The sequence below is a fragment of the Acidovorax sp. MR-S7 genome (assembly GCF_000400995.2).
GTDB lineage: Bacteria > Pseudomonadota > Gammaproteobacteria > Burkholderiales > Burkholderiaceae_C > MR-S7.
Genome location: NZ_DF238911.1, coordinates 86,983 through 111,447, shown reverse-complemented (window position 1 = coordinate 111,447; position 24,465 = coordinate 86,983). Strand labels below are relative to the sequence as shown.

Annotated in this window: 23 protein-coding genes; 8 read left to right on the top strand and 15 right to left on the bottom strand. The window is 70.7% G+C overall.

The annotated features are described in order from the left end of the window. Window positions 1-92 precede the first annotated feature (92 nt). The 3 genes from AVS7_RS08100 (at window position 93) to proC (ending at window position 3,253) form a co-directional block, all read left to right on the top strand. Window positions 93-854, top strand: coding sequence for a DeoR/GlpR family DNA-binding transcription regulator (locus AVS7_RS08100; protein WP_024001160.1), 762 nt, complete (start codon window positions 93-95; stop codon window positions 852-854). A gap of 13 nt (window positions 855-867) precedes the next feature. Next, window positions 868-2,358, top strand: a complete 1,491-nt coding sequence (glpK, locus tag AVS7_RS08095) for a glycerol kinase GlpK (RefSeq protein ID WP_020227942.1) — start codon at window positions 868-870, stop codon at window positions 2,356-2,358. Between the two features lie 67 nt (window positions 2,359-2,425). Next, window positions 2,426-3,253 carry a pyrroline-5-carboxylate reductase gene (proC, locus tag AVS7_RS08090; protein WP_020227941.1) on the top strand — a complete coding sequence of 276 codons (828 nt, stop codon included), beginning with the start codon at window positions 2,426-2,428 and terminating at the stop codon, window positions 3,251-3,253. A gap of 208 nt (window positions 3,254-3,461) precedes the next feature. On the opposite strand, the gene ubiA is transcribed toward proC, so the two are convergent. The 5 genes from ubiA to recG form a co-directional block, all read right to left on the bottom strand. After that, complete coding sequence (ubiA, locus tag AVS7_RS08085; RefSeq protein WP_020227940.1) at window positions 3,462-4,331, bottom strand: 4-hydroxybenzoate octaprenyltransferase; 870 nt, start codon at window positions 4,329-4,331, stop codon at window positions 3,462-3,464. A gap of 9 nt (window positions 4,332-4,340) precedes the next feature. After that, window positions 4,341-5,111, bottom strand: coding sequence for a phosphatase PAP2 family protein (locus tag AVS7_RS08080; RefSeq protein WP_020227939.1), 771 nt, complete (start codon window positions 5,109-5,111; stop codon window positions 4,341-4,343). Between the two features lie 18 nt (window positions 5,112-5,129). Further along, complete coding sequence (locus AVS7_RS08075; protein ID WP_020227938.1) at window positions 5,130-5,648, bottom strand: Dps family protein; 519 nt, start codon at window positions 5,646-5,648, stop codon at window positions 5,130-5,132. Between the two features lie 32 nt (window positions 5,649-5,680). Then, window positions 5,681-6,646, bottom strand: a complete 966-nt coding sequence (locus tag AVS7_RS08070) for a LysR substrate-binding domain-containing protein (RefSeq protein ID WP_020227937.1) — start codon at window positions 6,644-6,646, stop codon at window positions 5,681-5,683. A 155-nt stretch (window positions 6,647-6,801) separates the two neighbouring features. Continuing rightward, the gene (gene recG, locus AVS7_RS08065) at window positions 6,802-8,910 is read right to left on the bottom strand and encodes an ATP-dependent DNA helicase RecG (protein WP_020227936.1); all 2,109 of its coding nucleotides are present in this window, start codon (window positions 8,908-8,910) and stop codon (window positions 6,802-6,804) included. Window positions 8,911-8,967: 57 nt separating this feature from the next. Between recG and AVS7_RS08060 the strand changes: the two genes are divergently transcribed. After that, window positions 8,968-10,200 carry an HD-GYP domain-containing protein gene (locus tag AVS7_RS08060; protein WP_020227935.1) on the top strand — a complete coding sequence of 411 codons (1,233 nt, stop codon included), beginning with the start codon at window positions 8,968-8,970 and terminating at the stop codon, window positions 10,198-10,200. A gap of 99 nt (window positions 10,201-10,299) precedes the next feature. Beyond that, entirely contained in the window at window positions 10,300-12,018 is a 1,719-nt protein-coding gene (locus AVS7_RS08055) for an enterochelin esterase domain-containing protein (protein WP_020227934.1), read from the top strand. A gap of 88 nt (window positions 12,019-12,106) precedes the next feature. Here AVS7_RS08055 and AVS7_RS08050 read toward each other — a convergent pair whose 3' ends face one another. After that, window positions 12,107-13,258 carry a diguanylate cyclase gene (locus AVS7_RS08050; protein WP_020227933.1) on the bottom strand — a complete coding sequence of 384 codons (1,152 nt, stop codon included), beginning with the start codon at window positions 13,256-13,258 and terminating at the stop codon, window positions 12,107-12,109. A 162-nt stretch (window positions 13,259-13,420) separates the two neighbouring features. Here AVS7_RS08050 and queA point away from each other — a divergent pair, with 162 nt between their 5' ends. Next, entirely contained in the window at window positions 13,421-14,509 is a 1,089-nt protein-coding gene (gene queA, locus AVS7_RS08045; RefSeq protein ID WP_020227932.1) for a tRNA preQ1(34) S-adenosylmethionine ribosyltransferase-isomerase QueA, read from the top strand. Continuing rightward, on the top strand, window positions 14,509-15,387 hold the full coding sequence (locus AVS7_RS08040) for a DMT family transporter (RefSeq protein ID WP_020227931.1): 879 nt from the start codon (window positions 14,509-14,511) through the stop codon (window positions 15,385-15,387). Before queA ends, AVS7_RS08040 begins: the two co-directional genes overlap by 1 nt. A 58-nt stretch (window positions 15,388-15,445) precedes the next feature. Here the strand turns inward: AVS7_RS08040 and AVS7_RS08035 are convergent, their stop codons facing one another. Both AVS7_RS08035 and AVS7_RS08030 read right to left on the bottom strand, forming a co-directional pair. After that, window positions 15,446-17,059, bottom strand: coding sequence for a gamma-glutamyltransferase family protein (locus AVS7_RS08035; protein WP_020227930.1), 1,614 nt, complete (start codon window positions 17,057-17,059; stop codon window positions 15,446-15,448). Further along, window positions 17,056-18,021, bottom strand: a complete 966-nt coding sequence (locus AVS7_RS08030; protein WP_020227929.1) for a tripartite tricarboxylate transporter substrate binding protein — start codon at window positions 18,019-18,021, stop codon at window positions 17,056-17,058. The genes AVS7_RS08035 and AVS7_RS08030 overlap by 4 nt, the downstream gene beginning before the upstream one ends. A gap of 116 nt (window positions 18,022-18,137) precedes the next feature. Between AVS7_RS08030 and AVS7_RS08025 the strand changes: the two genes are divergently transcribed. Beyond that, complete coding sequence (locus AVS7_RS08025; protein ID WP_024001158.1) at window positions 18,138-19,043, top strand: LysR family transcriptional regulator; 906 nt, start codon at window positions 18,138-18,140, stop codon at window positions 19,041-19,043. A 7-nt stretch (window positions 19,044-19,050) separates the two neighbouring features. Here AVS7_RS08025 and AVS7_RS08020 read toward each other — a convergent pair whose 3' ends face one another. Genes AVS7_RS08020 through trpE form a run of 7 tightly spaced genes read right to left on the bottom strand, consistent with a single transcriptional unit; the run spans window position 19,051 to window position 24,198 of the window. Beyond that, window positions 19,051-19,758 carry a uracil-DNA glycosylase gene (locus tag AVS7_RS08020; RefSeq protein ID WP_024001157.1) on the bottom strand — a complete coding sequence of 236 codons (708 nt, stop codon included), beginning with the start codon at window positions 19,756-19,758 and terminating at the stop codon, window positions 19,051-19,053. A 45-nt stretch (window positions 19,759-19,803) separates the two neighbouring features. Next, window positions 19,804-20,604 carry an indole-3-glycerol phosphate synthase TrpC gene (trpC, locus tag AVS7_RS08015; RefSeq protein WP_020227926.1) on the bottom strand — a complete coding sequence of 267 codons (801 nt, stop codon included), beginning with the start codon at window positions 20,602-20,604 and terminating at the stop codon, window positions 19,804-19,806. 7 nt (window positions 20,605-20,611) lie between these two features. Beyond that, the gene (locus tag AVS7_RS24845) at window positions 20,612-20,767 is read right to left on the bottom strand and encodes a hypothetical protein (protein ID WP_020227925.1); all 156 of its coding nucleotides are present in this window, start codon (window positions 20,765-20,767) and stop codon (window positions 20,612-20,614) included. Then, window positions 20,764-21,795: an anthranilate phosphoribosyltransferase gene (gene trpD, locus AVS7_RS08010; protein ID WP_020227924.1), complete on the bottom strand. Its 1,032-nt coding sequence runs from the start codon at window positions 21,793-21,795 to the stop codon at window positions 20,764-20,766. The genes AVS7_RS24845 and trpD overlap by 4 nt, the downstream gene beginning before the upstream one ends. Continuing rightward, on the bottom strand, window positions 21,792-22,364 hold the full coding sequence (locus AVS7_RS08005; RefSeq protein WP_024001156.1) for an aminodeoxychorismate/anthranilate synthase component II: 573 nt from the start codon (window positions 22,362-22,364) through the stop codon (window positions 21,792-21,794). The genes trpD and AVS7_RS08005 overlap by 4 nt, the downstream gene beginning before the upstream one ends. After that, on the bottom strand, window positions 22,361-22,702 hold the full coding sequence (locus AVS7_RS08000) for a chorismate mutase (protein WP_020227922.1): 342 nt from the start codon (window positions 22,700-22,702) through the stop codon (window positions 22,361-22,363). The genes AVS7_RS08005 and AVS7_RS08000 overlap by 4 nt, the downstream gene beginning before the upstream one ends. After that, on the bottom strand, window positions 22,699-24,198 hold the full coding sequence (trpE, locus tag AVS7_RS07995) for an anthranilate synthase component I (RefSeq protein ID WP_020227921.1): 1,500 nt from the start codon (window positions 24,196-24,198) through the stop codon (window positions 22,699-22,701). The genes AVS7_RS08000 and trpE overlap by 4 nt, the downstream gene beginning before the upstream one ends. Window positions 24,199-24,465 lie beyond the last annotated feature (267 nt).

Below are 24,465 nucleotides of genomic sequence, written 5' to 3'. Positions count from 1 at the left end.
TCGTATCTGCGCATTTTTGTTCTTTTTTTATCGTTTCCTCTCAAGGTTTACCCTTATTAGGGTTCCTTTTCGTTCGATTTACAGTCCATCGCGTGAACACGAACCCCCGACAACTCCTGCTGCTCGAAGAGGTGCGCGCACGCAAATCCGCCACCGTGGAGCAGCTGGCCGACACCCTGGGCGTGACCCTGCAGACCGTGCGCCGCGACGTGCAGCGCCTGGCCGAATCGGGCCTGCTCGCGCGCTTTCACGGCGGCGTGCGCGTGCCCAGCTCCACGGTGGAGAACATCGCCCACACGCAGCGCCAGACGCTCAACGCCGAGGGCAAGGCCCGCATCGCCCGCGCCGTGGCGCAGGAGGTGCCCAACGGCTGCTCGCTGATCCTGAACATCGGCACCACCACCGAGGCCATCGCGCAGGCGCTGATGCACCACCGGGGCCTGCGCGTGCTGACCAACAACCTGAACGTGGCCGCCATCCTGAGCAGCAACCCCGACTGCGAGGTGATCGTGGTCGGGGGCGTGGTGCGCACGCGCGACCGGGGCATCGTGGGCGAGGCGGCGGTGGATTTCATCCGCCAGTTCCGCGTGGACATCGCGCTCATCGGCATCTCGGGCATCGAGCCCGACGGCTCGCTGCGCGACTTCGACTACCGCGAGGTGAAGGTGGCGCAGACCATCATCGAGCACGCGCGCGAGGTCTGGCTCGCTGCCGACCACAGCAAGTTCAACCGCCCGGCCATGGTGCAGTTGGCCACGCTGCCCCAGATCGACCGCCTGTTCACCGACGCGCCGCCGCCCGAGCCCTTCCCCGCGCTGCTGCAGGAAGCAGAAGTGCTCTGCACCGTCGCCTGATACCTTCCGCACCATGACCTACCTGCTCGCACTCGACCAAGGCACCTCCAGCTCTCGCAGCATCGTGTTCGATGCCCACGGCCACATCGTCGCCCAAGCCCAGCAGGAGCTGCCGCAGATCTACCCCCAGCCCGGCTGGGTGGAGCATGACCCGCTGGAGATCTGGCGCACCCAGCTCGCCACGGCGCGCGAGGCGCTGGCCAAGGCCGGGCTGTCCGCCGGGGACATCCGCGCGCTGGGCATCACCAACCAGCGCGAGACCACGGTGCTGTGGAACCGCAAGACGGGCCAGCCCGTGCACCACGCCATCGTCTGGCAGGACCGGCGCGCCGAGCCCGCCTGCGCGCAGCTGCGCGAACAGGGCCACGCCGCGCTCATCCAGCAGAAGACGGGGCTGCTGATCGACGCCTATTTCTCGGGCACCAAGCTGCAATGGCTGCTCGACCACGTGCCCGGCGCGCGCGCGGCGGCCGAGCGCGGCGAGCTGGCCTTCGGCACGGTCGACAGCTGGCTCATCTGGCAGCTCACGAACGGCAAGCGCCACGTCACCGACGTGAGCAACGCCAGCCGCACCATGCTGTTCAACGTGCACACCAACCAGTGGGACGACGAGTTGCTAGCGCTGCTGCGCATCCCGCGCGCGCTGATGCCCGAGGTGCTGCCCTCCAGCGGCGACTTCGGCCGCACGGACGCCGAGGTGCTGGGCGCATCCATCGCCATCGGCGGCGTGGCGGGCGACCAGCAGAGCGCGCTGTTCGGCCAAGCGTGCTTTTCCGCCGGCATGGCCAAGAACACCTACGGCACGGGATGCTTCATGCTCATGCACACGGGCGGCAACTTCCAGAAGAGCGAGAACGGCCTGCTCACCACCAGCGCGGCGCAGACGGGCGCCGCGCCCGAATACGCCATGGAAGGCAGCGTCTTCGTCGGCGGCGCCGTGGTGCAGTGGCTGCGCGACGGGCTGCGCGCGATTTCGGCCAGCAGCGAGGTGCAGTCGCTCGCCGAGAGCGTGCCCGACTCGGGCGGCGTGATGATGGTGCCCGCCTTCACCGGCCTGGGCGCGCCCTACTGGAAGCCCGACGCGCGCGGCACCATCACGGGCCTGACGCGCGGCACCACGCTGGCGCACATCGCGCGCGCAGCGCTCGAATCCATCGCCTACCAGAGCGCCGCCCTGCTCACCGCCATGAGCCGCGACGCCGTGGCCGCCGGCGGCGCGCCGGTGAGCGAGCTGCGCGTGGACGGCGGCGCCTGCGTGAACGATCTGCTGATGCAGTTCCAGGCCGACCTGCTGGGCATTCCCGTGGTGCGCCCCGCCGTGGTGGAGACCACCGCCCTCGGCGCGGCCTACCTCGCGGGCCTGTCGTGCGGCGTGTACGGCGGCACGGCCGAGCTGTCGCGGCTGTGGCGCGCCGAGCGCCGCTTCGTTCCCACCCTGCCGCGCGGGCAGGCCGAGGTGCTCATGGCGCGCTGGGAGCATGCGGTGGCGCAGGCCACGCTTTAGATAAAATCGGCCTCCAGCGCTTATGAATCAAGCGCAAACAGCTATCATTTTGAAAGCATCAGCGCCCATGACCGACAATACCTCCACTCCTCCCATCGCCTTCATCGGCGGCGGCAACATGGCCAGCGCCATCATCGGCGGGCTGATCCGCCAAGGCCTGCCGGCCGGCCAGATCGACGTGGTCGAGCCGTTCGAGCCCGCGCGCGAGGCACTGCGCCAGAACTTCGGCATCGCCGCGCAACCGGCACCCACGGCGGCGCTGGCCCGCGCCGGCCTGGTGGTGTGGGCCGTCAAGCCGCAGACCTTCAAGGAGGCCGCCCAGGCCACAGCCGCGCACACCGCGCAGGCGCTGCACCTGAGCGTGGCGGCGGGCATTCCCTCGCAGAGCATCGCCCAATGGCTGGGTACGCAGCAGGTCGTGCGCGCCATGCCCAACACGCCGGCGCTGGTCGGCATGGGCATCACCGGGCTGTTCGCCCGCTCCGGCGTGGACGCCGCCGGCAAGGCGCAGGTGGAACAGGTGGTAGGCACCACGGGTCAACATGTGTGGGTGGAGCGCGAAGACCTGCTGGACGCGGTGACGGCGCTCTCCGGCTCCGGCCCGGCCTACGTGTTCCTGTTCCTCGAGGCCATGACCCAGGCCGGCGTGGACATGGGCCTGTCTGCCGCACAGGCGCACCAGTTGGCCGTGGCCACCTTCCAGGGCGCCTCGGAGCTGGCAGCTCGCTCCGATGAGGCACCCGAGGTGCTGCGCCAGCGCGTGACCAGCAAGGGCGGCACCACGCACGCGGCCATCACCCACCTGCAGGCCGCGCAGGTGCCCGAGCACTTCATCGCCGCCATCCGCGCCGCCGAGAAGCGCGCGCAGGAACTGGCGGCCGAGTTCGGCGCTTGAAGGGGAACATCCCCCTGTGGCGCTTCGCGCCTTCCCCCTTCTCTCTACGCGCTTCGCGCTACGGGAAGAGGGACGCAGCCGGCGCGGCGGGGCGGCCCTTGCGCGGCGGCCCTCGCAGGGCACGTCAGTCGCAAAGGCCGCGCCCTGAAGCACCCACGATCTCGATTAAATCAGGCTCCAGCGCTTGCCAGACAAGCGCTGGCAGCTATCAATAGCGCAGCAAATACCCGAGCGCCACGCCCGCGAACAGCGCCGCGCCGATCCAGTGGCTCTTGCTGAAGGCGGTGAAGCAGCCTTCGCGCGTGCGCCCCCGGATCAGCGTGTAGTGCCACGCCACTTGCGCGGCGGCAGCGGCCAGCCCCAGCGCGAAGGGCCAGCCGCCCACGCGCGGCCACAGCACCCAGGCCGTGAGCGCCAGGCAGAGCACGAAGCACAGCATGACGCCCGCCACGTCGAAGCGCCCCAGCGTGATGGCCGAGGTCTTCATGCCGATCTTCAGGTCGTCGTCGCGGTCCACCATGGCGTATTCGGTGTCGTAGGCCAGCACCAGGAACAGGTTGGCCAGCCACAGCACCCAGGCGGTGGCGGTCACCTCGCCGCGCACGGCCGCGAAGGCGATGACGATGCCGAAGTTGAACGCCAGCCCCAGGAAGGCCTGCGGCATGGCGAAGAAGCGCTTGGTGAACGGGTAGAGGATGGTGAACAGCACCGCGGGCACCGACCAGGCCACGGCCTGCCAGCGCGTGGTGAGCACCAGGCCGAAGGAGACCAGCGCCAGCGCCGCGCCGAGCAGCGCCGCCTCCTTCACGCCGACCTGGCCGCTCGTGATGGGGCGGTGCGCGGTGCGCTTGACGTGGCGGTCGAAGTCGCGGTCGGCGATGTCGTTGATGCAGCAGCCCGCGCTCCTCATGAGCACCGTGCCCGCCACGAACACCGCGAGCAAATGCCAGCCCGGAAAGCCGTCCGCCGCCACCCACAGCGCCACCAGCGTGGGCCACACCAGCACCAGCCAGCCTGCGGGGCGGTCGAAGCGGATCAGGTCGAGGTACAGGGACAGGCGGCTGCGCGAAGAAGACATGGCCGGATCCTACCGCCGCGCCCTGGCCCATTCCGCCGTGCAGACGACGAGCGCCAGCCACGCCAGCCCGAGCAGCCAGCCCGCGAGCACGTCGCTCGCGAAATGCACGCGCAGCATCACGCGGCTGGCGCCGATGGCCAGGCCCAGGGCCAGCGCCACGCCCCAGACCGCCGCGCGCCAGTGCCGGGGCAGGCCGCCCGCGAGCAGCCAGGCCAGCATGCCGTAGAGCACCAGCGTGCCCGCGCTGTGGCCGCTCGGGAAGCTGTAGTCGCCTTCGGACACCCAGCCGGCCTCGGGCCGCGGGCGGGCGACGAAGCCCTTGATGGCGCGGATCCACAGCCCCACGCCCGCCGTGCCCAGCAGCCACGCGCCCGCGCGCAGGCCCTCGCGGCGCCACAGGAGCCACAGCAGCACGGCCACCGAGAGCGCCGCCGTCCAGCCCACGTGGCCCAGGTGCGTGAAGGCCGCGACGGGCCCGAGCCACGCGGGCGGCCGGTGGTGCGCGAACCACTGCTGCACGGCCAGGTCCATCGCGTGCCAGTGCGCGCCCTCGGCGCAGCCGGGTGCGGTGAGGCAGAGCATGTCGCACGCGAGCACCGCCAGGCCCAGCGCGGCCAGCAGTCCGGCCAGCGCCAGCGCGTGCCACGCGGCGGGCGGCAGGGCGGCATCGGAGGGTGCGGCCTGCGCGGGCGCGCGGCGCAGGTAGAAAAAAAGGCCGCCCAGGGCGGCCATCACGAGCAGCAGCCCCGCGGGGGCCGCATGCGCTTCAATCCAGGACATGCGGAGCGGGCGCTCCCATCACGCTTCAAGCAGCGAGCGCAGCATCCATGCCGTCTGCTCGTGCACCGTGAGGCGCTGGGTGAGCAGGTCGGCCGTGGGCTCGTCGCTGGCCTTGTCTGCCAGGGGGAAGAGCTCGCGCGCAGTGCGGGCCACGGCCTCGTGGCCTTCGACGAGGATGCGCACCATCTCCAGCGCCGCGGGCGGCGTGGTGGGCACGTCGGCCAGCGAGGTGAGCTTGCCGAATTCGGCGTAGGAGCCGGGCGCGTGGTGGCCCAGCGAGCGGATGCGCTCGGCCACCGGGTCCACGGCGTTCCACAGCTCGGTGTACTGCTCCATGAACATGGCGTGCAGCGAGTTGAACATCGGGCCCGTCACGTTCCAGTGGAAGTTGTGCGTGGTCAGGTACAGCGTGTAGGTGTCGGCCAGCAGGCGCGACAGGCCCTGCGCGATGGCGGCGCGGTCCTTTTCGCTGATGCCAATGTTGATGCGCGGCACGCCGGTCTTGGCGGTGGCGGATTTGCTCGGGGATTTGGCCATGGTGTTTCCTCCTGTTGAACAACGGCGAAAGCTTACGACAGGCGCGTGACGCCCGGCAGCTCGCAAGCATAGACCGCATTGCGCAGCGCTGCGATGGCTTCGTAGCGCGTGAAGCTGCGCCGCCAGGCCAGCACCACGCGGCGCTTCGGGGGGGCGCTGCCGTCGTCCTCGACGATGGGAAGGTAGCGGATGGGGGCGTCGTCGCTCTTGCGCCGGCGCGCGCCGGCGTGCAGCGCGTCGCGCGGCACCGACAGGCGCGGCACCAGCGTGACGCCCATGCCGGCCGAGACCATGTGCTTGATGGTCTCCAGCGACGAGCCCTCGAAGGTGCGGCGGATGCCCTCGGCGTTGCTCGCGTAGCGCGCGAACTCGGGGCAGACCTCGAGCACGTGGTCGCGGAAGCAGTGGCCCGCGCCGAGCAGCAGCATGGTCTCGTTCTTGAGTTCGGTGGCGGAGACGGAGGCGCGCGCGGCCAGCGGGTGGCTGCTGGGCACGGCGGCCATGAAGGGCTCGTCGTACAGCGGCGCCACGGCCAGGCCGGTGTCGGGGAAGGGCTCGGCCATGATGGCGCAGTCGATCTCGCCGGTGCGCAGCATCTCCAGCAGGCGCGCGGTGAAGTTCTCCTGCAGCATCAGCGGCATCTGCGGCGTGCGCGCGATGGCGTGGCGCACCAGCTCGGGCAGCAGGTAGGGGCCCACGGTGTAGATCACGCCCAGCGTGAGCGCACCGGCCAGCGGGTCCTTGCCGCGCTTGGCGATCTCCTTGATGGCAGCGGCCTGCTCCAGCACGCTCTGCGCCTGGCGCACGATCTCCTCGCCCAGCGGGGTGACGGAGACATCGCTCGCGCTGCGCTCGAAGAGCTTGACCTCCAGCTCGTCCTCCAGCTTCTTCACGGCCACGGACAGCGTGGGCTGCGAGACGTAGCACGCGTCCGCGGCACGGCCGAAGTGCTTCTCACGCGCGACGGCGACGATGTATTTGAGTTCGGTAAGTGTCATGTGTGCAAGAGGAGCCGGCTATGGCGCAAGGCGACACCATAGTGCACTGCAGGCATTCTGAAAAGCCGCCGCGCTCATGCAGGGTGTGCAGTTCGTGCATTTTTGTGCAGCCGGCCCATTGTCCCACCGCCGCGCGCGCCGTGTGCCGCGCCCGGTCATGCCTTGAGATAGTCGGCCTTGCCGCCCAGCCAGCGCTCCACGTGGCGCGCGGCGAGCTGCGGGTGGCCGTCGAGCATGCGCGGCGCCGTCTCGCGCGCCCAGGCGAGGAGCAGCGTGTCGGTGGCCAGGTCGGCGAAGCGCAGCAGCGCGTCGCCCGACTGGCGCGCGCCCAGGAATTCGCCCGGCCCGCGGATCTCCAGGTCGCGCCGGGCGATCTCGAAGCCGTCCGTCGTCTCGGCCATGGCCTTGAGCCGGTCGCGCGCGGTCTCGCCCAGGCGGCCGCTGTCGCCCGTGGAATAGAGAAGCACGCAGGCCGACGCGGCCGCGCCGCGCCCCACGCGCCCGCGCAGCTGGTGCAGCTGCGAGAGGCCGAAGCGCTCGGCGTGCTCGATGACCATGAGCGAGGCGTTGGGCACGTCCACGCCCACCTCGATCACCGTGGTGCTGACCAGCACGCCCATGCGCCCGCTCTTGAATTCCTCCATCACCGCCTTCTTCTCGGCCGCAGGCATGCGCGAATGCAGCAGGCCGACGGACACGCCCGGTAACGCCTCGCTCAACTCCACGTGTGTGGCCGTGGCGTTGGACAGGTCCAGCGCCGCGCTCTCCTCGATCAGCGGGCACACCCAATAGACCTGCCGCCCCGCCGCCACCTGGGCGCCGATGCGCTCGACCACCTCGTCCTTGCGGCTGTCGGCGATGAGCTTGGTGACGATGGGCGTGCGGCCCGGCGGCAGCTCGTCGATGGTGGAGACGTCGAGGTCGGCGTAGTAGGTCATCGCCAGCGTGCGCGGGATGGGCGTGGCGCTCATCATCAGCATGTGCGGCTCCAGGCCCAGGTGGGCGAGCTTCTTGCGCAGCTCCAGCCGCTGCGCGACGCCGAAGCGGTGCTGCTCGTCCACCACCGCGAGCGCGAGGTTGTGGAAGCGCACCTGCTCCTGGATGACGGCGTGCGTGCCGACGACCAGCGCGGCTTCGCCGCTGGCCACGGCCTCCAGCATGGCGGCGCGCTCCTTCTTCTTCTGCCCGCCCGCGAGCCACGCGACGCGCTTGTCACGCGCGGCCAGCAACGGCTCCAGCCAGCCGATGAGCTTGGCGAAGTGCTGCTCGGCCAATATTTCCGTGGGCGCCATGAGCGCGCACTGCCAGCCGGCATCCATGCAGACGGCGGCGGCCAGCGCGGCGACCACCGTCTTGCCCGAGCCCACGTCGCCCTGCAGCAGCCGGTGCATGGGGCGGCTGGCGGCGATGTCGCGCGCGATCTCCTCGCCCACGCTGCGCTGCGCGGCGGTGAGCTGGAAGGGCAGTGCGGCGAGCAGCTGTTCATGCAGTGCGGTTTCGCCCGCAGCACGCAGTTGCGGCGCGCGCAGCCGGTCGCGCGCGCGCTTCGCGGTCAGCTGCGAGAGCTGCTGCGCCAGCAGCTCCTCGGCCTTAAGGCGCTGCCAGGCGGGGTGGCTGTGGTCCTCCAGCGTTGCCAGGGCCACGTCGGGCGCGGGGTGGTGCAAAAAGAAGAGCGCCTCGCGCAGGCTCCATGGGCGCTGGAGGCCATTTTGGCGATCGAAGCGCGCCAGGGGCGGCTCCAGGCCCGGCGGCAGCGTCTCGGGCAGGTCCACGCGTGTGAGCGCGCTGGCAATGGCGCGGCGCAGGTAGGCCTGCGGCAGCTGCGCCACCGTGGGGTAGACGGGCGTGAGCGCGGCGGGCAGCTCTCCCTCGGCCTTGCGGAACGCCGGGTGCAGCATCTGCCGGCCCCAGAAGCCGCCCTTGATCTCGCCGCGCGCGCGCACGCGCGTGCCCACGGCCAGGGTCTTCTGGTGCGAGGGGTAGAAGCTGAAGAAGCGCAGCTCGCAGGTGCCCGAGCCGTCGTCCAGCGTCACCACGAGCTGGCGGCGCGGGCGCATCTGGATTTCGCTGGCGGTCACCTCGCCCTCGATCTGCACCGTGCTGCCGTCGCGGGCGCTCTTGATGGGGGTGATGCGCGTCTCGTCCTCGTAGCGCAGCGGCAGGTGCAGGGCCAGGTCGATGTCGCGCGTGAGGCCCAGCTTGACGAGGGCTTGCCGGGCGGGCGAAGCGGCAGGGCCGGAGGAAGAAGGGTTCGGACGGGGCACGCGAAAAGGCTACCATGTCCGGTTACCGCCAACTCTCTGGAGACTCCGTTTCCCGCCATGCTCAAGCGCATCCCCGTACGGCACCTCACCCTGGGCATGTACCTGCACGAGTTCTGCGGGGCGTGGATCGAGCACCCCTTCTGGCGCAAGCGCTTCCTGCTCGAAGACCCCGAGGACCTGGCGCGCATCCGCGCCACGCGCATCCAGGAGGTCTGGATCGACATCGCCCGGGGCCTGGACGTGCCCGCGGGCGCAGCGGCCGCGGTGCCACGGCACCCCGTGCCCGGCGCGCCCCCGGCCCCGCAGGAGCCGCCCCGCACGCCCGCGCCCGAGTCCGCCCCCATGGAACAGGAGCTGCGCCGCGCCGCCACCATCTGCGGCAACGCCAAGCAGGCCATGGCCTCGATGTTCAGCGAGGCGCGCATGGGCCGCGCGGTGGACGTGGCCGGCACCGAGGGGCTGGTGCACGCGATCTCGCACTCGGTCACGCGCAACCCCGGCGCGCTCATCAGCCTGGCGCGGCTCAAGACGGCAGACGAATACACCTACATGCACTCCGTGGCCGTGTGCGCGCTCATGGTGGCGCTGGCGCGCCAGCTCGGCATGGACGACGCGGCCACGCACCAGGCCGGCCAGGCGGGCCTGCTGCACGACCTGGGCAAGGCCGCCGTGCCGCTGGCCGTGCTCAACAAGCCGGGCAAGCTCACCGCCGAGGAATTCACCACGGTGCAAAGCCACCCCGTGGCCGGCCACGCCATGCTGCAGGGCAGCGGCCAGCCCGCGGGGGTGCTCGACGCCTGCCTGCACCACCACGAGAAGATGGACGGCACAGGCTACCCCCACCGCCTGCCGGGCGAGCGCATCGGCCAGCTCGCGCGCATGGCGGCCATCTGCGACGTGTACGACGCCATCACCTCCGACCGCCCGTACAAGCGCGGCTGGGACCCGTCCGAGGCCCTGCGCCGCATGGCCGAGTGGACGCGCGGCCACCTCGACGGCCGGCTGTTCCAGGCCTTCGTGAAGACCATCGGCATCTACCCCGTGGGCTCGCTGGTGCGCCTGGCCTCGGGGCGCCTGGGCGTGGTGGTGGAGCAGTCGCCCGGCACCCTGGTGGCGCCGCGCGTGAAGGTGTTCTTCTCCACCAAGTCCGGCATGCGCATCGTGCCCGAACTGGTGGACCTGTCCGCCCCGGGCTGCGCCGAACGCATCGCCGCGCGCGAAGACCCCGACGCGTGGCAGTTCCCCGACCTCGCCCAGCTGTGGTCGGACCTGCCGCCGCAGCCCTGGTGAGCCGGTAGCGCCGGCATCCCGCAAGCAGCGGGTGAAATGCCAATAATGCGAATGATTCTTGATAATATTCGTTCGCCTATTCCCCCGCTCTTGCATTCCATGCTCGCCCTTCTCCTCGTCCCGCTGGCGCTGGTGCTCGCCAGCCTCGCCCTGGTCTTCGCCCCGGAGCGCGCCGCTCGCCGCATCACCCGCCCGCTGGGCTGGTGCCTGGTCGCGCTGCTGGCGGCCGCGCTGCTGGGGGGCCACCTGCCAGCCACCGCGGCGGCCGGTCAGCAGCTTGCCGTGGGTGCCGCCCAGGCGGGCGCGCTGGGCGCGGGCCAGGTCCTGCGCTGGCAGCCCGCCGTGCCGCCGGGCCATGTAGTGCAGGGCAGCTTCGACGGTCCCGGCGCCGTGCTCGACCTGCTGGCCGCCGAGGGCCGCCACCTGCGCCGCCTGGTCGCCGAGGACGGCAGCCCCCAGGGCTTCACCTGGCAGGTGCAGCCGGGGCAGCAGCTGCAGGTGCGCGGGGGCGCGCAGGCCGGCGCCTACTCCCTGGTGCTGCGCCGCGCGTTCGCCCCGGCGGACATGGCCGCCGCCGCGCCCGCGCCGCAGAGCCCGCGCCTGCGCGCGCTGGTGCAGACCCTGGCCGAGGGCGGCGGCACCGCCGCCTTCTGGGCCGAGCGCGCGCGCGAGGGCACGCCGCTGGTGGAGCCGCTCTCCGCCCGCGAGGCGCTGGTCACCTTCCTGTGGCGCGGCGCGCCGGACACGCGCGGCGTGCGCCTGTTCGGCAGCCCCTCGGGCGACCACGACCCGCTGCAGCGCCTGGGCGGCAGCGACGTGTGGTGGACGAGCTTTCGCATGCCGCTGGGCGCGCGCCTGTCCTACCGCCTCGCGCCCGACGTGCCGCAGGTCCAGGGCACGGCGACGGACAACCGCCGCATGATCCTGGCCACCGCGCAGCGCGATCCGCTGAACCCGCGCGCCTTCCCCGCGCGCACCGACACCGCGCTGGACGCCTTCCAGGGCTTTTCCGTGCTGGAGCTGCCCGGCGCGCCCGCGCAGCCCTGGGTGGCCCCGCGCCCGGGCGTGGCCCGGGGCACGCTCACGCGCCACGTGGTGGACAGCCGCATCCTGGGCAACCAGCGCACCGTCTGGCTCTACCGCCCGGCCGGCGCGCCGCCGCAGGCACTGCTGGTGCTGTTCGACGCCCATGCCTACCGCGACGACGTGCCCACGCCGCGCATCGTGGACAACCTGCTGGCCGACGGCCTGATCCCGCCCACCGCCGTGGTGCTCGTCGCCAACCCCAGCCCCGAGGCGCGCGGCGCCGAACTGCCACCCAACCCGGCGTTCGCGCGCTTCCTCGGCGAGGAGCTGATGCCCTGGGTGCGCGCGCGAGGCCTGGCGCAGCCGCCCGAGGCCACCGTGGTGGCCGGCTCCAGCTACGGCGGCCTGGCCTCGGCCTATGCCGGGCTGGTGCTGCCGCACTGGTTCGGCCGCGTGCTGAGCCTGTCGGGCTCGTACTGGTGGGCGCCGCCGGGCGAGATGCCCGGCGCCATGATGCGCGCCTACGCCGAGGCGCCGCCGCGCGCCGTGCGCTTTTACCTGGACGCCGGGCGCTACGAGAGCGCCCGCGGCGGGCAGGACGGCATCCTGGAGACCAACCGCCACCTGGGCGACGTGCTGCGCGCCAAGGGCTACGCGGTGACCCAGCGCGAGCACGCCACGGGCCACGACTATCTCCACTGGCAGGGCGCGCTGGGCTGCGGCCTGGTGGCACTGCTGAACCCCGCGCGCTTCGCGCAGGGGCTGGCGGCGTGCGATTCGTCCGCTATGTAATCAGGAGCTAGTCGCGCTTTGCCTGATTGGAGTTCCAGCGCATTTCATATGAAAATCTAGAAACAGCCAGCGCCAGCAGCTCCTGTTTTCAGAGCACTGCGCCGACAGCCTCCGCCGCCACGCAGCGGTTGCGCCCCTGGTGCTTGGCCTCGTAGAGCGCCGCATCGGCCCGCGCGATCAGCGCCGCCGAGCCGCTGGCGCCGCCGGCGGCCGGCAGCGGCACCTGGCTGCACACGCCCGCGCTGATGCTGACGCTAGGCCCGGCCAGCGAATCGGCGTGCGGCATGCCCAGCGCGCGCACCGCCTGCACCATGCGCCCGGCCATGGCCTGCGCGCCGGCCGCGTCGGTCTCGGGCAGCACCACGGCCAGCTCCTCGCCGCCGTAGCGCGCCACCAGGTCGGTGCCGCGGCGCACGCAGCCGGCCACGGCGCGGGCCACGGCCTGCAGGCAGGCGTCGCCCTGCTGGTGGCCGTAGTGGTCGTTGTAGCGCTTGAAGCAGTCCACGTCGATCATCACCAGCCCCACGGGCCGCCGCGCGCGGCGCGCCAGGGCGCAGGTCTGCTCCAGCCATTCGTTGAAATGCGCGCGGTTGGCGATGCCCAGCAGCGCGTCGGTGCGCGAGAGCGTGCGCAGGCGCTCGTTGGCCTCCTCCAGCTCGTGCGTGCGCTGGGCCACGCGCTCCTCCAGGTGCTGGTTGGCGGCGGCGAGCTGCGCGTTCTGCACCGACAGCGCGGAGTAGAGCTTGCTGATCATCTTGAGCAGCGCCTGGATGCCGTTGTCGTGCGCCTCGCGTTCGCGCTCGAACGCCTCGGCCGCGCTCAGCCCCGCCTGCACCGAGGCGATCTGCCGCGCCATCGACTGGTCGATGCCCAGAATGTGCAGGCCCAGCCACGAGGTGAGAAAGTCCACCAGCGTGGTGCCCGCATCCGCCATGGAGGCGCGCTGCATCCACAGCATGCGCACCTGCTCCTCGAACTGCTGGTGCAGCAGGCGGTGGCCCTCGATGTGGCGCGCGTCCAGGCCGCAGCGCCCCATCAGCTCCTCCTCTTCGCGGAAGTGGTAGGCGGTGTAGGCCAGCAGGCGCCCGTAGACGTCGGCCAGCAGCGCCTCGCCGCCGCTGGACGGCGAGAACAGCGCGTGGCTCAGCTCGTTGAACAGGTCCACCAGCGCGCGGTGCTGCACGTCCACCACGTCCAGGCCCGTGACGAAGCCATCATCCCAAACGAAAGAGGTATCCATGTGAGCCCGCAGCGTGTCATGACATGGACCGCAGTCTAGGCCTGTGCGCACGCAAAGGGTTGACTTCTCTCAAGATTACACGCGCACGCCGCCCCGTGCCGGAGTTGCGACAATCGCGCCTTCCGCCTGCCCGCACGGGCAGGCCGCCCCAACGGATCCCGCATGTCCCCCAGCCCCCGCACGCACACCCTCAGCGACTTCGACTTCGAGCTGCCCGAGCTGCTCATCGCCCAGCACCCCGCGCCCGAGCGCAGCGGCTCGCGCCTGCTCGACGGCCGCGCCCTGCCGCCCACCGACCGCATCTTCCGCGAGCTGCCGCAGCAGCTGGCACCGGGCGACCTGCTCGTCTTCAACGACACGCGCGTGGTCAAGGCGCGCGTCTTCGGCGAAAAAGCCAGCGGCGGCCGGCTGGAGCTGCTGATCGAGCGCGTGCTCACCGGCAACGAGGTCGTGGCCCACATGAAGGTCAGCAAGAAGCCCCTGCCCGGCGCCACCGTCCACATGGCCGGCGGCAAGGCGGCGGGCGGCTTCGACGCCACTCTGCTCGCGCGCTGGCCTGACGCCGACGGGCCGCTGTTCCGCTTCGCGCTCCACGGCCCGGCCGGCGAGACGCCCTGGGAACTGATGGAGCGCCACGGCCACCTGCCGCTGCCGCCCTACATCGAGCGCCAGCAGAACGCCGAACACGACCCTCATGAATCCGAGGACGCCGAGCGCTACCAGACCGTCTTCGCCCGCACCCCCGGCGCCGTGGCCGCGCCCACGGCGGCGCTGCACTTCGACGACGCCGTGCTCGCCGCGCTCGCCGCGCACGGCGTGGAGCGCGCCAGCGTCACCCTGCACGTGGGCGCCGGCACCTTCCAGCCCGTCAAGACCGAAAGCCTGGCCGAGCACCGCATGCACAGCGAGTGGTACGAGGTGCCGCTGGCCACCCTCGCCGCGCTGGAGCGCTGCCGCGCGCGCGGCGGGCGCGTGGTGGCCGTGGGCACGACCACCGTGCGCACGCTCGAATCGTGGGCGCGCAGCGGCCAGACCACGGGCGAGACGGACATCTTCATCACGCCTGGCTTCGCGTTCCAGGTGGTCGATTTGCTCGTCACCAACTTCCACCTCCCCAAGAGCACACTGATGATGCTGGTGAGCGCCTTCGCGGGGTATGAACACGTCATGGCGCTGTACCAGCACGCCATCGCGCAGCGCTACCGCTTCTTCAGCTATGGCGATTCGATGCTCCTCGAACGCACCCGTTGATGGCACACACCAGCACACGCCATTCCGCCCTGGCCGGCATCGCGCTCACCGTGGGCGCGTGCGCCTGCTTCGCGCTGCTGGACACCGCCACCAAGCTCGTCAGCGCCACGGTGCCGCTCTTCATGGCGCTGTGGCTGCGCTACCTGTTCCAGTCGCTGCTCACCTCGGCCTGGGTGCTGCCGCGCTCCGGCTGGCGGCTGCCGCGCACCGCGCACCCGCGTTTCCAGGTGCTGCGCGCGGTGCTGTTCGCGGGCACCAGCCTGTTCGGTTTCTTCAGCATCCGCGTGATGCCGCTGCCCGAATTCACCGCCATCGTCGCGGCCACGCCGCTGTGCGTGACGCTCGTGGCCGCGCTGTGGCTGCGCCAGCACGTGAGCCTGCCGCGCTGGCTGCTGGTCGCCACGGGCCTGGCCAGCGTGATGCTCATCCTGCGCCCCGGCGGCGACACCCTCGGCTGGGCCCTGCTGCTGCCGCTGGCCATGCTGGCCCTGGCCACGGGCTACCAGATCCTCAGCAGCCTGATGGCGGGCCAGGAAGACCCGGCCACCACACAGTTCTACACAGGCTGGATCGCCACGGCGCTCACGTCGCTGGGCGCGCCCTTTGTCTGGACGCAGATCGACAACCCGTGGATCTGGCTGGGCACCTTCGTCATGGGCCTGTCGAGCGCACTGGGCCACCTGATGCTGCTGCGCGCGTACGCACGTACCACGCCCGCAACCATTGCGCCGTTCCTCTACACGCAGATCGGCTTCGCCATGCTCGCGGGCTGGGCGGTGTACGGGCACATGCCCGACGGCTGGTCGCTCGTGGGCATGGCGCTGATCGCGGCCAGCGGCGTGGCGAGCGCGTGGTTGACGGTGCGCGAGACACGCTAATGCTCCCGAAAAGAGAGCTGTTGGCGCTTTCTGAATAAGCGCTGGCAGCCAATTTGGCTTAGAACGCCACCGCGCACCCGTCCTTGCGCGGATCGGAGCCCGCGACGTACACGCCGCCCTGCTTCAGCACCAGTTGCGCGCCACCGAAGGCGAAAACGCCGTTGCCCGCCTCCACCGTGACCTCATGGCCGCGCGCGCGCAGTTGCTCGACCACCGCCGCGTCGAAGTGCGGCTCCACTGCCACGCCCTTGCCACCCGTCACGCGCCAGCGCGGCGCATCGGCAGCGGCCTGCGGGTTCTGGCCGTAGCGCAGCACGCGCAAGGCCATCTGCGCGTGGCCCTGGCTCTGCATGGGGCCGCCCATCACGCCGAAGGCCATCTGCGGCGTGCCGTCGGCGTGCATGGCGAAGGCGGGAATGATGGTGTGCGAGGGGCGCTTGCGCGGGCCGACCTCGTTGGCGTGGCCGGGCTCCAGCGTGAAGCCGTGGCCCCGGTTCTGCAGGCTGATGCCCGTGCCTGGCACGACCACGCCCGAGCCGAAGCCCATGTAGTTGGACTGGATGAACGAGACCATCATGCCGTTGGCATCCGCCGCTGCGAGGTACACCGTGCCGCCGGGACGCGGCGCGCCGTACGCGGGATCGCCCGCGCGCGCGGGGTCGATCAGCGCCGCGCGCTCGCGCAGGTATTCGGAGCGCAGCAGGTCGGCTGGATCGACGCGCATGTGGTCGATGTCGGCGTTGTACTGGTGCAGGTCGGCGAAGGCGAGCTTCATGGCCTCGATCTGCAGGTGCACGCTGTCGATGCCGTCGAGCGGCTGGCTGCCGACGCCCAGGGCGTCGAGCATGCCCAGCGCCATCAGCGCCGCGATGCCCTGGCCGTTGGGCGGGATCTCGTGGATCACCGAGTCGCCAAATTTTTGCGACACCGTACCGACCCAGTCGGCCTGGTGGGCGGCGAGGTCTTCCACCGTCATCGCACCACCGTTGGCCTGCGAATGCGCGGCCATCTTCTCGGCCAGTTCGCCGCGGTAGAACGCTTCACCGTTGGTCGCGGCGATCAGCTCCAGCGTGCGCGCATGCGCCTCGCTGCGGAAGACGTCGCCGGCACGCGGCACGCGGCCGCCGGGCGCGAAGCATTCGGCGAAACCGGGCTGATCGCCCAGCTTGGCAAAGCCCAGCTCCCACAGCCGCGCGATGACGGGAGACACTGGAAAACCATTGCGCGCATAGTCAATGGCAGGCTGCGCGAGCTGCGCGAACGGCAGCTTGCCGAAGCGCTGTGACAGCGCCACCCAGGCCGAGACGGCGCCCGGCACGGTGACGGCGTTCCAACCCTTCTCTGGAATGCCGCCGAGCTTGGCAAAGTAGTCGGGCGTCCACGCGGCAGGCGAGCGGCCCGAGGCGTTGAGGCCGTGCAGTTCCTTGCCGTCCCAGACGATGGCGAAGCCGTCGCTGCCGATGCCGCAGCCCGAGGGCTCGACCACGGTGAGCGCCATGGCGGCGGCCAGCGCCGCATCCACCGCGTTGCCGCCGGCCAGCAGCATGCGCAGGCCGGCCTGGGCGGCCAGCGGCTGCGAGGTGGAGACGATGTTGCGCCCCATCACCGCGCTGCGGTGCGAGGCGTAGGGAAGGGTCCAGTCGAGGTTCTGTGCGTCGTGCATGGCGGTCATTCCAGAGTGATCTTGTGCTGGCGGATCACGCCCGCCCAGCGTGCGCTGTCGGCCTGCACCATGGCGGCGAACTGTGCGGGCGAGCCGGGCGCGGCGGGCTCCACGCCCAGCTTGGCGAGGCTGGCGGCCACCTCGGGCGTTTGCATGGCCTGGGTGAAGGCCTTGTGGATGCGCTCGACCAGCGCGGGCGGCGCGCCGGCGGGCAGGTACACGCCGAACCACGTCACGGACGAATAGCCCGGCAGGCCCGATTCGGCCAGCGTGGGCAGCTCGGGCGCGAGCGCGCTGCGCTTCTCGCTGGTGACGGCCAGCGCACGCAGGCGGCCGCTTTTCACGTGCGGCATGCCGGTGGGGATGGAGTCGAACAGCACGTGCACCTGGCCCGTGGCCAGGTCGGTGATGGACTGGGCCGTGCCCTTGTAGGGCACGTGCGTCATCTCGATGCCGGCCTGCGCGCTGAACGCCGCAGCGTTCAGATGCACGATGGTGCCGTTTCCGCTGGACGCATAGTTGAGCGCGCGCGGGTGGGCCTTGGCGTAGGCCACGAGTTCCTGCACCGTCTTGGCGGGGAGCGACGGCGTGACCAGCAGCACGCTGGCCGCGTCGGCCAGGTGCGCCACGGGCGTGAAATCCTTGCGCGCGTCGTAGGCCAGGCGGGGCATGAGGTGCGGCGAAATGGCGTGCGTGCTGCTCGTGGTGAGCAGCAGCGTGTAGCCGTCGGGCTGCGCCTTGGCGGCCTCGCCCGCGCCGATGGTGCCGCCCGCGCCGGGCTTGTTGTCCACCACGAACTGCTGGCCCAGGTCCTGCGACACGCGCTGCGTGACCACGCGCGCCACCAGGTCGGTCGCGCCGCTGGACGGGAAGGGCACGATCACCCGCACCGGCCGCGCGGGCCAGTCCTGGGCCTGCGCCAGTGCCACCCCGGCCGTCCACAATGCCACGCCCCATGCCCATTTGCGCATCGCCCGCTCCTTTCGTCTCCGTTGGAAGCCGGCATCTTAGAAAAGCGCCCGCGTTCTGACCAACACCGATTCTGCAATCCTGCGTTGCCGGATCGGCAAAGTGCATACTCGCGCGCATGCGTGCCCACCAGTTGCAGGACACCGCGCTGCGCTACTTCCTCGAGGTGGCGCAGTGCGGCTCGATTACCGAGGCGTCGGCGCGCCTGCATGTGGCCGCGTCGGCGCTGAGCCGGCAGATCGCCGGGCTGGAGGTGCAGCTCGGCGCGCCGCTGTTCGAGCGGCACCCGCGCGGCATGGTGCTCACTGAGGCCGGCGAGATCCTGGCGCGCCATGCGCGGCGCGCGCACCTGGACGCCGAGCGCGCGCTGGGCGAGATCGGCGCGCTGCGCGGCCTGCGCGCGGGCCAAGTGCGGCTGGCCACGTCGGACGCATTCGCCAACGAACTCGTGCCGCGCCTGTGCGCCCGCTTCCAGCAGGCGCACCAGGGCATCCGCTTCGGCGTGCAGGTGCTGCCCACGGCCGAGGTGCCCGGCGCGGTGCGCGGCGGGGCGGCCGACATCGGCCTGTGCTTCAGCCGCGCGCCCGAGAAGGACATCGAGGTGGCCTACCGCCAGAGCGCTCCCGTGCAGGCCCTGCTGCCCCCCGGCCACGCGCTGGCGCGGGCGCGCTGCCTCACCCTCGCGCGCATGGCGCGCTACCCGCTGGCCCTGCCGCCGCCCGAGACCACGGTGCGCCAGATGGTCGATGTGGCCTGCAGCCGCCAGGGCCTGCGGCTGGACCCCGTGCTGGTGAGCGGCCATGCCCGCACGCTGCTGCACTTCGTGGCCAGCGGCGGCGGCCTGTCGGTGGGCAGCGAGGTGGCGGCGCGCCACCTGGTAGCGGCTGGCGAGCTGGTGGCGCGGCCCATCGGCGACCAGGGCATGGACCTGCGCGACATCGAGGTGCAGACGCTGGCGGGCCGCAGCCTGCCGGTGGCGGCGCAGGCCTTCCTCGCGCTGCTGCGCGAGAGCCTGCCGGGATAAGGACTGCTCAGTAGCCGTGCTGCTCGCGGAAGGCGCGCGCCTTGCCGAAGTGCCCGCAGCCGATGAACGGCACGGGCGGGCGCAGCGCCGACAGCGGCGAGGGGTGGTTGGCCGTGAGCACCAGATGCCCCCGGCCCTGCGGGATGAAAGCGCGCTTGGATTGCGCGTGGCTGCCCCAGAGCATGAAGACCACGGGACGCTCCGCTTCGGCCACGTGGCGGATCACGGCGTCGGTCAGCAGCTCCCAGCCCTTGCCGGAATGGCTGGCGGCCTGGCCCTCCTCCACCGTGAGGCAGGTGTTGAGCAACAGCACGCCGTTTTTGGCCCACTTGACGAGGCTGCCGCCCGGGTTGGGGAATGGCGGGAACGGCACGTCCAGGTCGCGCTGCATTTCCTTGAAGATGTTCTGCAGCGAGGGCGGCAGGCGCACGCCGGGCGCGACGGAGAAGGCCAGCCCTTCGGCCTGGCCGCGCCCGTGGTACGGGTCCTGCCCCAGGATGACCACGCGCACCTGCTCGGGCGGCGTCAGCTCCAGCGCGCGCAGGGGCTTGGGAGGAAAGATGGTAGCGCCGGCCTCCAGCCGCGATTGCAGGAAGGCGAGCAGCGCCTGGCCGCGTTCGCTGGCGAAGAAGCCATCGACCAGCGGCTGCCAGCCGGGAGCGACGGGCCAATCCGCCGGGTCGGCGGTGACGAGCTGGGTGTCTTCCGAATTCATGGTCAAAAGTGCCTCCAGCGCTTATCCATCAAGCGCAAGCAGCTATCAAGAAAATAGCTTTGCGAGCGCGAGCCCCGGCTCCGGCGCGCGCATGAACGCCTCGCCGACGAGGAAGGCGTCGATGCCCGCATCGCGCAGGGTCTTCACGTCGTCGGGCGCTAGGATGCCCGATTCGGCCACCAGCAGGCGATCCTGCGGCACGTGCCTTTGCAGATCCAGCGTGGTCTGGATCGACACCTCGAAGGTGCGCAGGTTGCGGTTGTTGATGCCGACGAGCGGGGTCTTCAGCCTCAGCGCGCGCTCCAGTTCCGCGCCGTCGTGCACCTCGACCAGCACGGCCATGTCCAGGCTGCGGGCGATCTGCTCCATCTCGGCCATCAGGCCATCCTGAAGGCAGGCGGCGATCAGCAGCACGCAGTCGGCCCCCATGGCGCGCGACTCGTAGATCTGGTACGGATCGACCATGAAGTCCTTGCGCAGCACGGGCAATTGGCAGCTCGCGCGCGCCTGCTTGAGGTAGTCGGGCTGGCCCTGGAAGAACTGGCGGTCGGTCAACACCGAGAGGCAGGCGGCGCTGACTTTGCCATCGCCTTCGGCGTAGCTCTGGGCGATATCGGCGGGGATGAAATCCTCGCGGATCACGCCCTTGCTGGGGCTGGCCTTCTTGATCTCGGCGATCACGCCGGCCTGGCCCTTGGCTATTTTTGCGCGCAGCGCGCCCACGAAGTCGCGCGTGAGCACGCGGCTTTCGGCGTCGCGGCGCATCTCGGCGAAGGGCATGCGCTTCTTCGCGGCGGCCACTTCCTCGGCCTTCACGTCGCAGATTTTTTGCAGGATGTCGGACATGGCGTTTTCAGTCTTCGGAAGGCTTGTCGGTAGGCGGCGGCGCGCGCAGCACCTTGCGGATGACGTGGTGCATGGCAATGCCCACGACGATGAAGAGCAGCGACACGCCCAGTACGATCCACGTGCCCGCGTCGTGCCAGATGGGCGCATCCAGCAGGCTCATGCGCCAGCGAGCTGATGGGTATAGGCCGCCAGCGCGTCGAGCCTGGCACGCGCCGCGCCGCTGTCGATGGCGGCCTGCGCGCGCGCGAGGCCCTCGGCGATGCTGGGCATCACGTTGGCCGCATAGAGCGCCGCACCCGCGTTCAGGCAGACGATGTCGCGCGCCGGGCCCTGGGCACCGCTCAGCACTTCGAGCAGCATGGCCTTGGATTCCTCGGGGCTGTCCACGCGCAGCGCGCGCGTGCCGGCCATGCGCAGGCCGAAGTCCTCGGGGTGGACTTCGTATTCGCGCACCACGCCGTCCTTCAGTTCGCCCACCAGCGTGCCCGCGCCCAGGCTGATCTCGTCGAGCCCGTCGCGGCCGTAGACGACCAGCGCATGCTCCGCGCCCAGACGCTGCAGCGCGCGCACCTGGATGCCCACGAGGTCTTCGTGGAACACGCCCATGAGGATGTTGGGCGCGCCGGCCGGGTTGGTGAGCGGGCCCAGGATGTTGAAGATCGTGCGCACGCCCAGTTCCTTGCGCACGGGCGCCACGTTCTTCATGGCCGGATGGTGGTTGGGCGCGAACATGAAGCCGATGCCGACTTCCTGGATGCACTGGGCGATCTGCTCAGGCGCCAGGTTGATGTGGATGCCCAGCGCCTCCATCGCGTCCGCGCTGCCCGACTTGCTCGACACGCCGCGCCCGCCGTGCTTGCTGACCTTGCCGCCCGCGGCGGCGATCACGAAGGTGGAGCAGGTGGAGATGTTGAAGGTGTTCGCCCCGTCGCCGCCCGTGCCCACGATGTCCACGAGGTGCCGCGTGTCGGCCACGTGCACCTTGTTGGAGAACTCGCGCATCACCTGCGCGGCGGCGGTGATCTCGCCGATGGTTTCCTTCTTCACGCGCAGGCCGGTGACGATGGCCGCCGTCATCACGGGCGACAGCTCTCCGCTCATGATGAGGCGCATCAGGTGCAGCATCTCGTCGTGGAAGATTTCCCGGTGCTCGATGGTGCGCTGCAGCGCTTCTTGCGGGGTGATCATCGCGCTTGCTCCAGGAAGTTCTTCAGCATGGCGTGGCCGTGCTCGGTCAGGATGCTTTCGGGGTGGAACTGCACGCCCTCGATGGGCAGCTCGCGGTGGCGCACGCCCATGATCTCGCCGTCATCCGTCCAGGCCGTGACCTCCAGCACCTCGGGGCAGCTCTCGCGCTCGATGGCCAGCGAGTGGTAGCGGTTCACCGTGAACTGCTCCGGCAGGCCCGCGAACACGCCCTTTTGCGTCGTGGTGATGACGCTGGTCTTGCCGTGCATCAGCTCCTGCGCGCGGATGATCTTGCCGCCGAAGGCCGCCCCGATGCTCTGGTGCCCCAGGCACACGCCCAGGATCGGCAGCTTGCCCGCGAAGTGCTGGATGGCCGCGACGGAGACGCCTGCTTCGGCCGGCGAGCACGGGCCGGGCGAAATCACCAGCCGCTCGGGCGCGCGCGCGGCGATGCCCTCCAGCGTGATCTCGTCGTTGCGGAACACCTCCACGTCTGCGCCCAGCTCGCCCAGGTACTGCACGATGTTGTAGGTGAAGCTGTCGTAGTTGTCGATCATGAGGAGTTTCATGCGTGCTCTCCCTTCGGTTGGAGTCCCTCGGCGCGCAGCCGGGCCAGCTCGTCGTGTTCGTAGGCGATGTAGCACTCCATCATCGCGCGGTAGAGGCGCTCGATCAGGTCGGCGTTGCCCCCTTCGGCCTCGGCCATGGGGCGCACGCGGTCTATGATGGCCTGGATGCGCGCCTCGTCGCGCACCAGCGACTCGTCGTTCTTCACGCGCGCGGCCTGGGTCATGTAGCCGCCGCGCGCCACCAGCAGAGGCACCAGCACGTCGTCCAGCGCGTTCACGCCGTCGCGCACGTCGCGCATGGTGGCGCAGTGCTTCACGGTATCGATGGCGCGGGTCATTCCAGCCCCTCCTCGACCAGTTCGGCCGCGCGCAGCAGGGCGCGCGCCTTGTGCTCGGTCTCCCTCCACTCCAGCTCGGGCACCGAGTCGGCCACCACGCCGGCCGCCGCCTGCACGTAGAGCGTGCCGTCCTTGACGATGCCCGTGCGGATGGCGATGGCCACGTCCATGTCGCCCGCGTAGCTCAGGTAGCCGCAGGCGCCGCCGTAGAGGCCGCGCTTGGTGGGCTCGAGCTGGTCGATCAGCTCCATCGCGTGTACCTTGGGCGCGCCGGTGAGCGTGCCGGCGGGGAAGGTGGCGCGCAGCACGTCCATGCTGGTCATGCCGTCATTCAGGATGCCCTCCACGTTGCTCACGATGTGCATCACGTGGCTGTAGCGCTCGATGGCGAAGGCCTCCGTCACCTTCACCGTGCCGGTCTTGGCGATGCGGCCGATGTCGTTGCGCGCGAGGTCGATGAGCATCACGTGCTCGGCGCGCTCCTTGGGGTCGTTCACCAGCTCGTGCTCGGTGGCCTTGTCGGCCTCGGGCGTGGCGCCGCGCGGGCGGGTGCCGGCCAGCGGGCGGATGGTGATCTTCTGGCCCTCGGGCGTGGCTTCCTGGCGCACCAGGATCTCGGGGCTCGCGCCCACCACGTGGAAGTCGCCGAAGTGGTAGTAGTACATGTACGGCGACGGGTTCAGCGAACGCAGCGCGCGGTACAGCGACAGCGGCGACTCGGTGTAGCGCTTGTGGATGCGCTGGCCCACCTGCACCTGCATGAAGTCGCCGGCGGCGATCAGCCCCTTGGCGCGTTCCACGGCGTCGAGATAGTCGGCCTTGGCGAAGCTGCGCTGCGCGGGGTGGCTTTCGCTCGCCTTCACCTGCGGAGCGCTCACCGAATACTTGAGCTGGTCCTTCAGCTCGCGCAGGCGCTTCTTGCCGCGCGCATAGGCCTCGGGCTCGGCCGGGTTGGCGTAGACGATCAGATAGAGCTTGCCCGAGAGGTTGTCGATGACGGCCAGCTCCTCGCACTGCAGCAGCAGGATGTCGGGGCAGCCCAGCGCGTCGGGCGGGCAGGTGTTCTCCAGCTTCTTCTCGATGTAGCGCACCGCGTCGTAGCCGAAGTAGCCCGCCAGCCCCCCGCAAAAGCGCGGCAGGCCGGGGCGCAGCGCCACCTTGAAGCGCTTCTGGTAGTCGGCGATGAAGTCCAGCGGGTTGCCGGTGGCCGTTTCGACCACTTGGCCGTCGGTCACCACTTCGGTCTTGGCCGCATCGCCGAACCCGCTGGCGCGCAGCAGCGTGCGCGCGGGCAGGCCGATGAAGCTGTAGCGCCCGAAGCGCTCGCCGCCGACGACCGACTCCAGCAGGAAGCTGTGCTTGCCGTCGCCCCTGCCATGGGCCAGCTTGAGGTAGAGGGACAGGGGGGTTTCCAGGTCCGCGAAGGCTTCCGCGATCAGCGGGATGCGGTTGTAGCCTTCCAGGGCCAGGCTTTTGAATTCGAGTTCAGTGATCACGAGGAGAGTTCCCAGCTCGTGCGGCGCGCCGCTGGACGGGCGCGTGCCGCGGGTTCATTCGGGGGTTGGCCTGCCCACGCGGGGAGGCCACGGGCGCACGCTGGGGAGATGCCTCGGAGCCCCAGGTGCCATCAGGAGTTCGACGGCGCTGGCTTGCGCCAGGGCCAGGCTCCCCGGTCGCTGCGACCTGTGATGAACGTGCGGTGAATGAACATGGCTGTGCAGTGTAGCAAAGCCAGCCTGGGTGACGCCCCGGCGACGCCATGC

What these genes read in the sequence shown, in the direction of transcription:
- glpK (WP_020227942.1), top strand. Translation starts at nt 868, where the DNA reads ATGACCTACCTGCTCGCACTCGACCAAGGCACCTCCAGCTCTCGCAGC.
- proC (WP_020227941.1), top strand. Translation starts at nt 2,426, where the DNA reads ATGACCGACAATACCTCCACTCCTCCCATCGCCTTCATCGGCGGCGGC.
- ubiA (WP_020227940.1), bottom strand. Translation starts at nt 4,331, where the DNA reads ATGTCTTCTTCGCGCAGCCGCCTGTCCCTGTACCTCGACCTGATCCGC.
- AVS7_RS08080 (WP_020227939.1), bottom strand. Translation starts at nt 5,111, where the DNA reads ATGTCCTGGATTGAAGCGCATGCGGCCCCCGCGGGGCTGCTGCTCGTG.
- AVS7_RS08075 (WP_020227938.1), bottom strand. Translation starts at nt 5,648, where the DNA reads ATGGCCAAATCCCCGAGCAAATCCGCCACCGCCAAGACCGGCGTGCCG.
- AVS7_RS08070 (WP_020227937.1), bottom strand. Translation starts at nt 6,646, where the DNA reads ATGACACTTACCGAACTCAAATACATCGTCGCCGTCGCGCGTGAGAAG.
- AVS7_RS08060 (WP_020227935.1), top strand. Translation starts at nt 8,968, where the DNA reads ATGCTCAAGCGCATCCCCGTACGGCACCTCACCCTGGGCATGTACCTG.
- AVS7_RS08055 (WP_020227934.1), top strand. Translation starts at nt 10,300, where the DNA reads ATGCTCGCCCTTCTCCTCGTCCCGCTGGCGCTGGTGCTCGCCAGCCTC.
- AVS7_RS08050 (WP_020227933.1), bottom strand. Translation starts at nt 13,258, where the DNA reads ATGGATACCTCTTTCGTTTGGGATGATGGCTTCGTCACGGGCCTGGAC.
- queA (WP_020227932.1), top strand. Translation starts at nt 13,421, where the DNA reads ATGTCCCCCAGCCCCCGCACGCACACCCTCAGCGACTTCGACTTCGAG.
- AVS7_RS08040 (WP_020227931.1), top strand. Translation starts at nt 14,509, where the DNA reads ATGGCACACACCAGCACACGCCATTCCGCCCTGGCCGGCATCGCGCTC.
- AVS7_RS08035 (WP_020227930.1), bottom strand. Translation starts at nt 17,059, where the DNA reads ATGACCGCCATGCACGACGCACAGAACCTCGACTGGACCCTTCCCTAC.
- AVS7_RS08030 (WP_020227929.1), bottom strand. Translation starts at nt 18,021, where the DNA reads ATGCGCAAATGGGCATGGGGCGTGGCATTGTGGACGGCCGGGGTGGCA.
- AVS7_RS08025 (WP_024001158.1), top strand. Translation starts at nt 18,138, where the DNA reads ATGCGTGCCCACCAGTTGCAGGACACCGCGCTGCGCTACTTCCTCGAG.
- AVS7_RS08020 (WP_024001157.1), bottom strand. Translation starts at nt 19,758, where the DNA reads ATGAATTCGGAAGACACCCAGCTCGTCACCGCCGACCCGGCGGATTGG.
- trpC (WP_020227926.1), bottom strand. Translation starts at nt 20,604, where the DNA reads ATGTCCGACATCCTGCAAAAAATCTGCGACGTGAAGGCCGAGGAAGTG.
- AVS7_RS24845 (WP_020227925.1), bottom strand. Translation starts at nt 20,767, where the DNA reads ATGAGCCTGCTGGATGCGCCCATCTGGCACGACGCGGGCACGTGGATC.
- trpD (WP_020227924.1), bottom strand. Translation starts at nt 21,795, where the DNA reads ATGATCACCCCGCAAGAAGCGCTGCAGCGCACCATCGAGCACCGGGAA.
- AVS7_RS08005 (WP_024001156.1), bottom strand. Translation starts at nt 22,364, where the DNA reads ATGAAACTCCTCATGATCGACAACTACGACAGCTTCACCTACAACATC.
- AVS7_RS08000 (WP_020227922.1), bottom strand. Translation starts at nt 22,702, where the DNA reads ATGACCCGCGCCATCGATACCGTGAAGCACTGCGCCACCATGCGCGAC.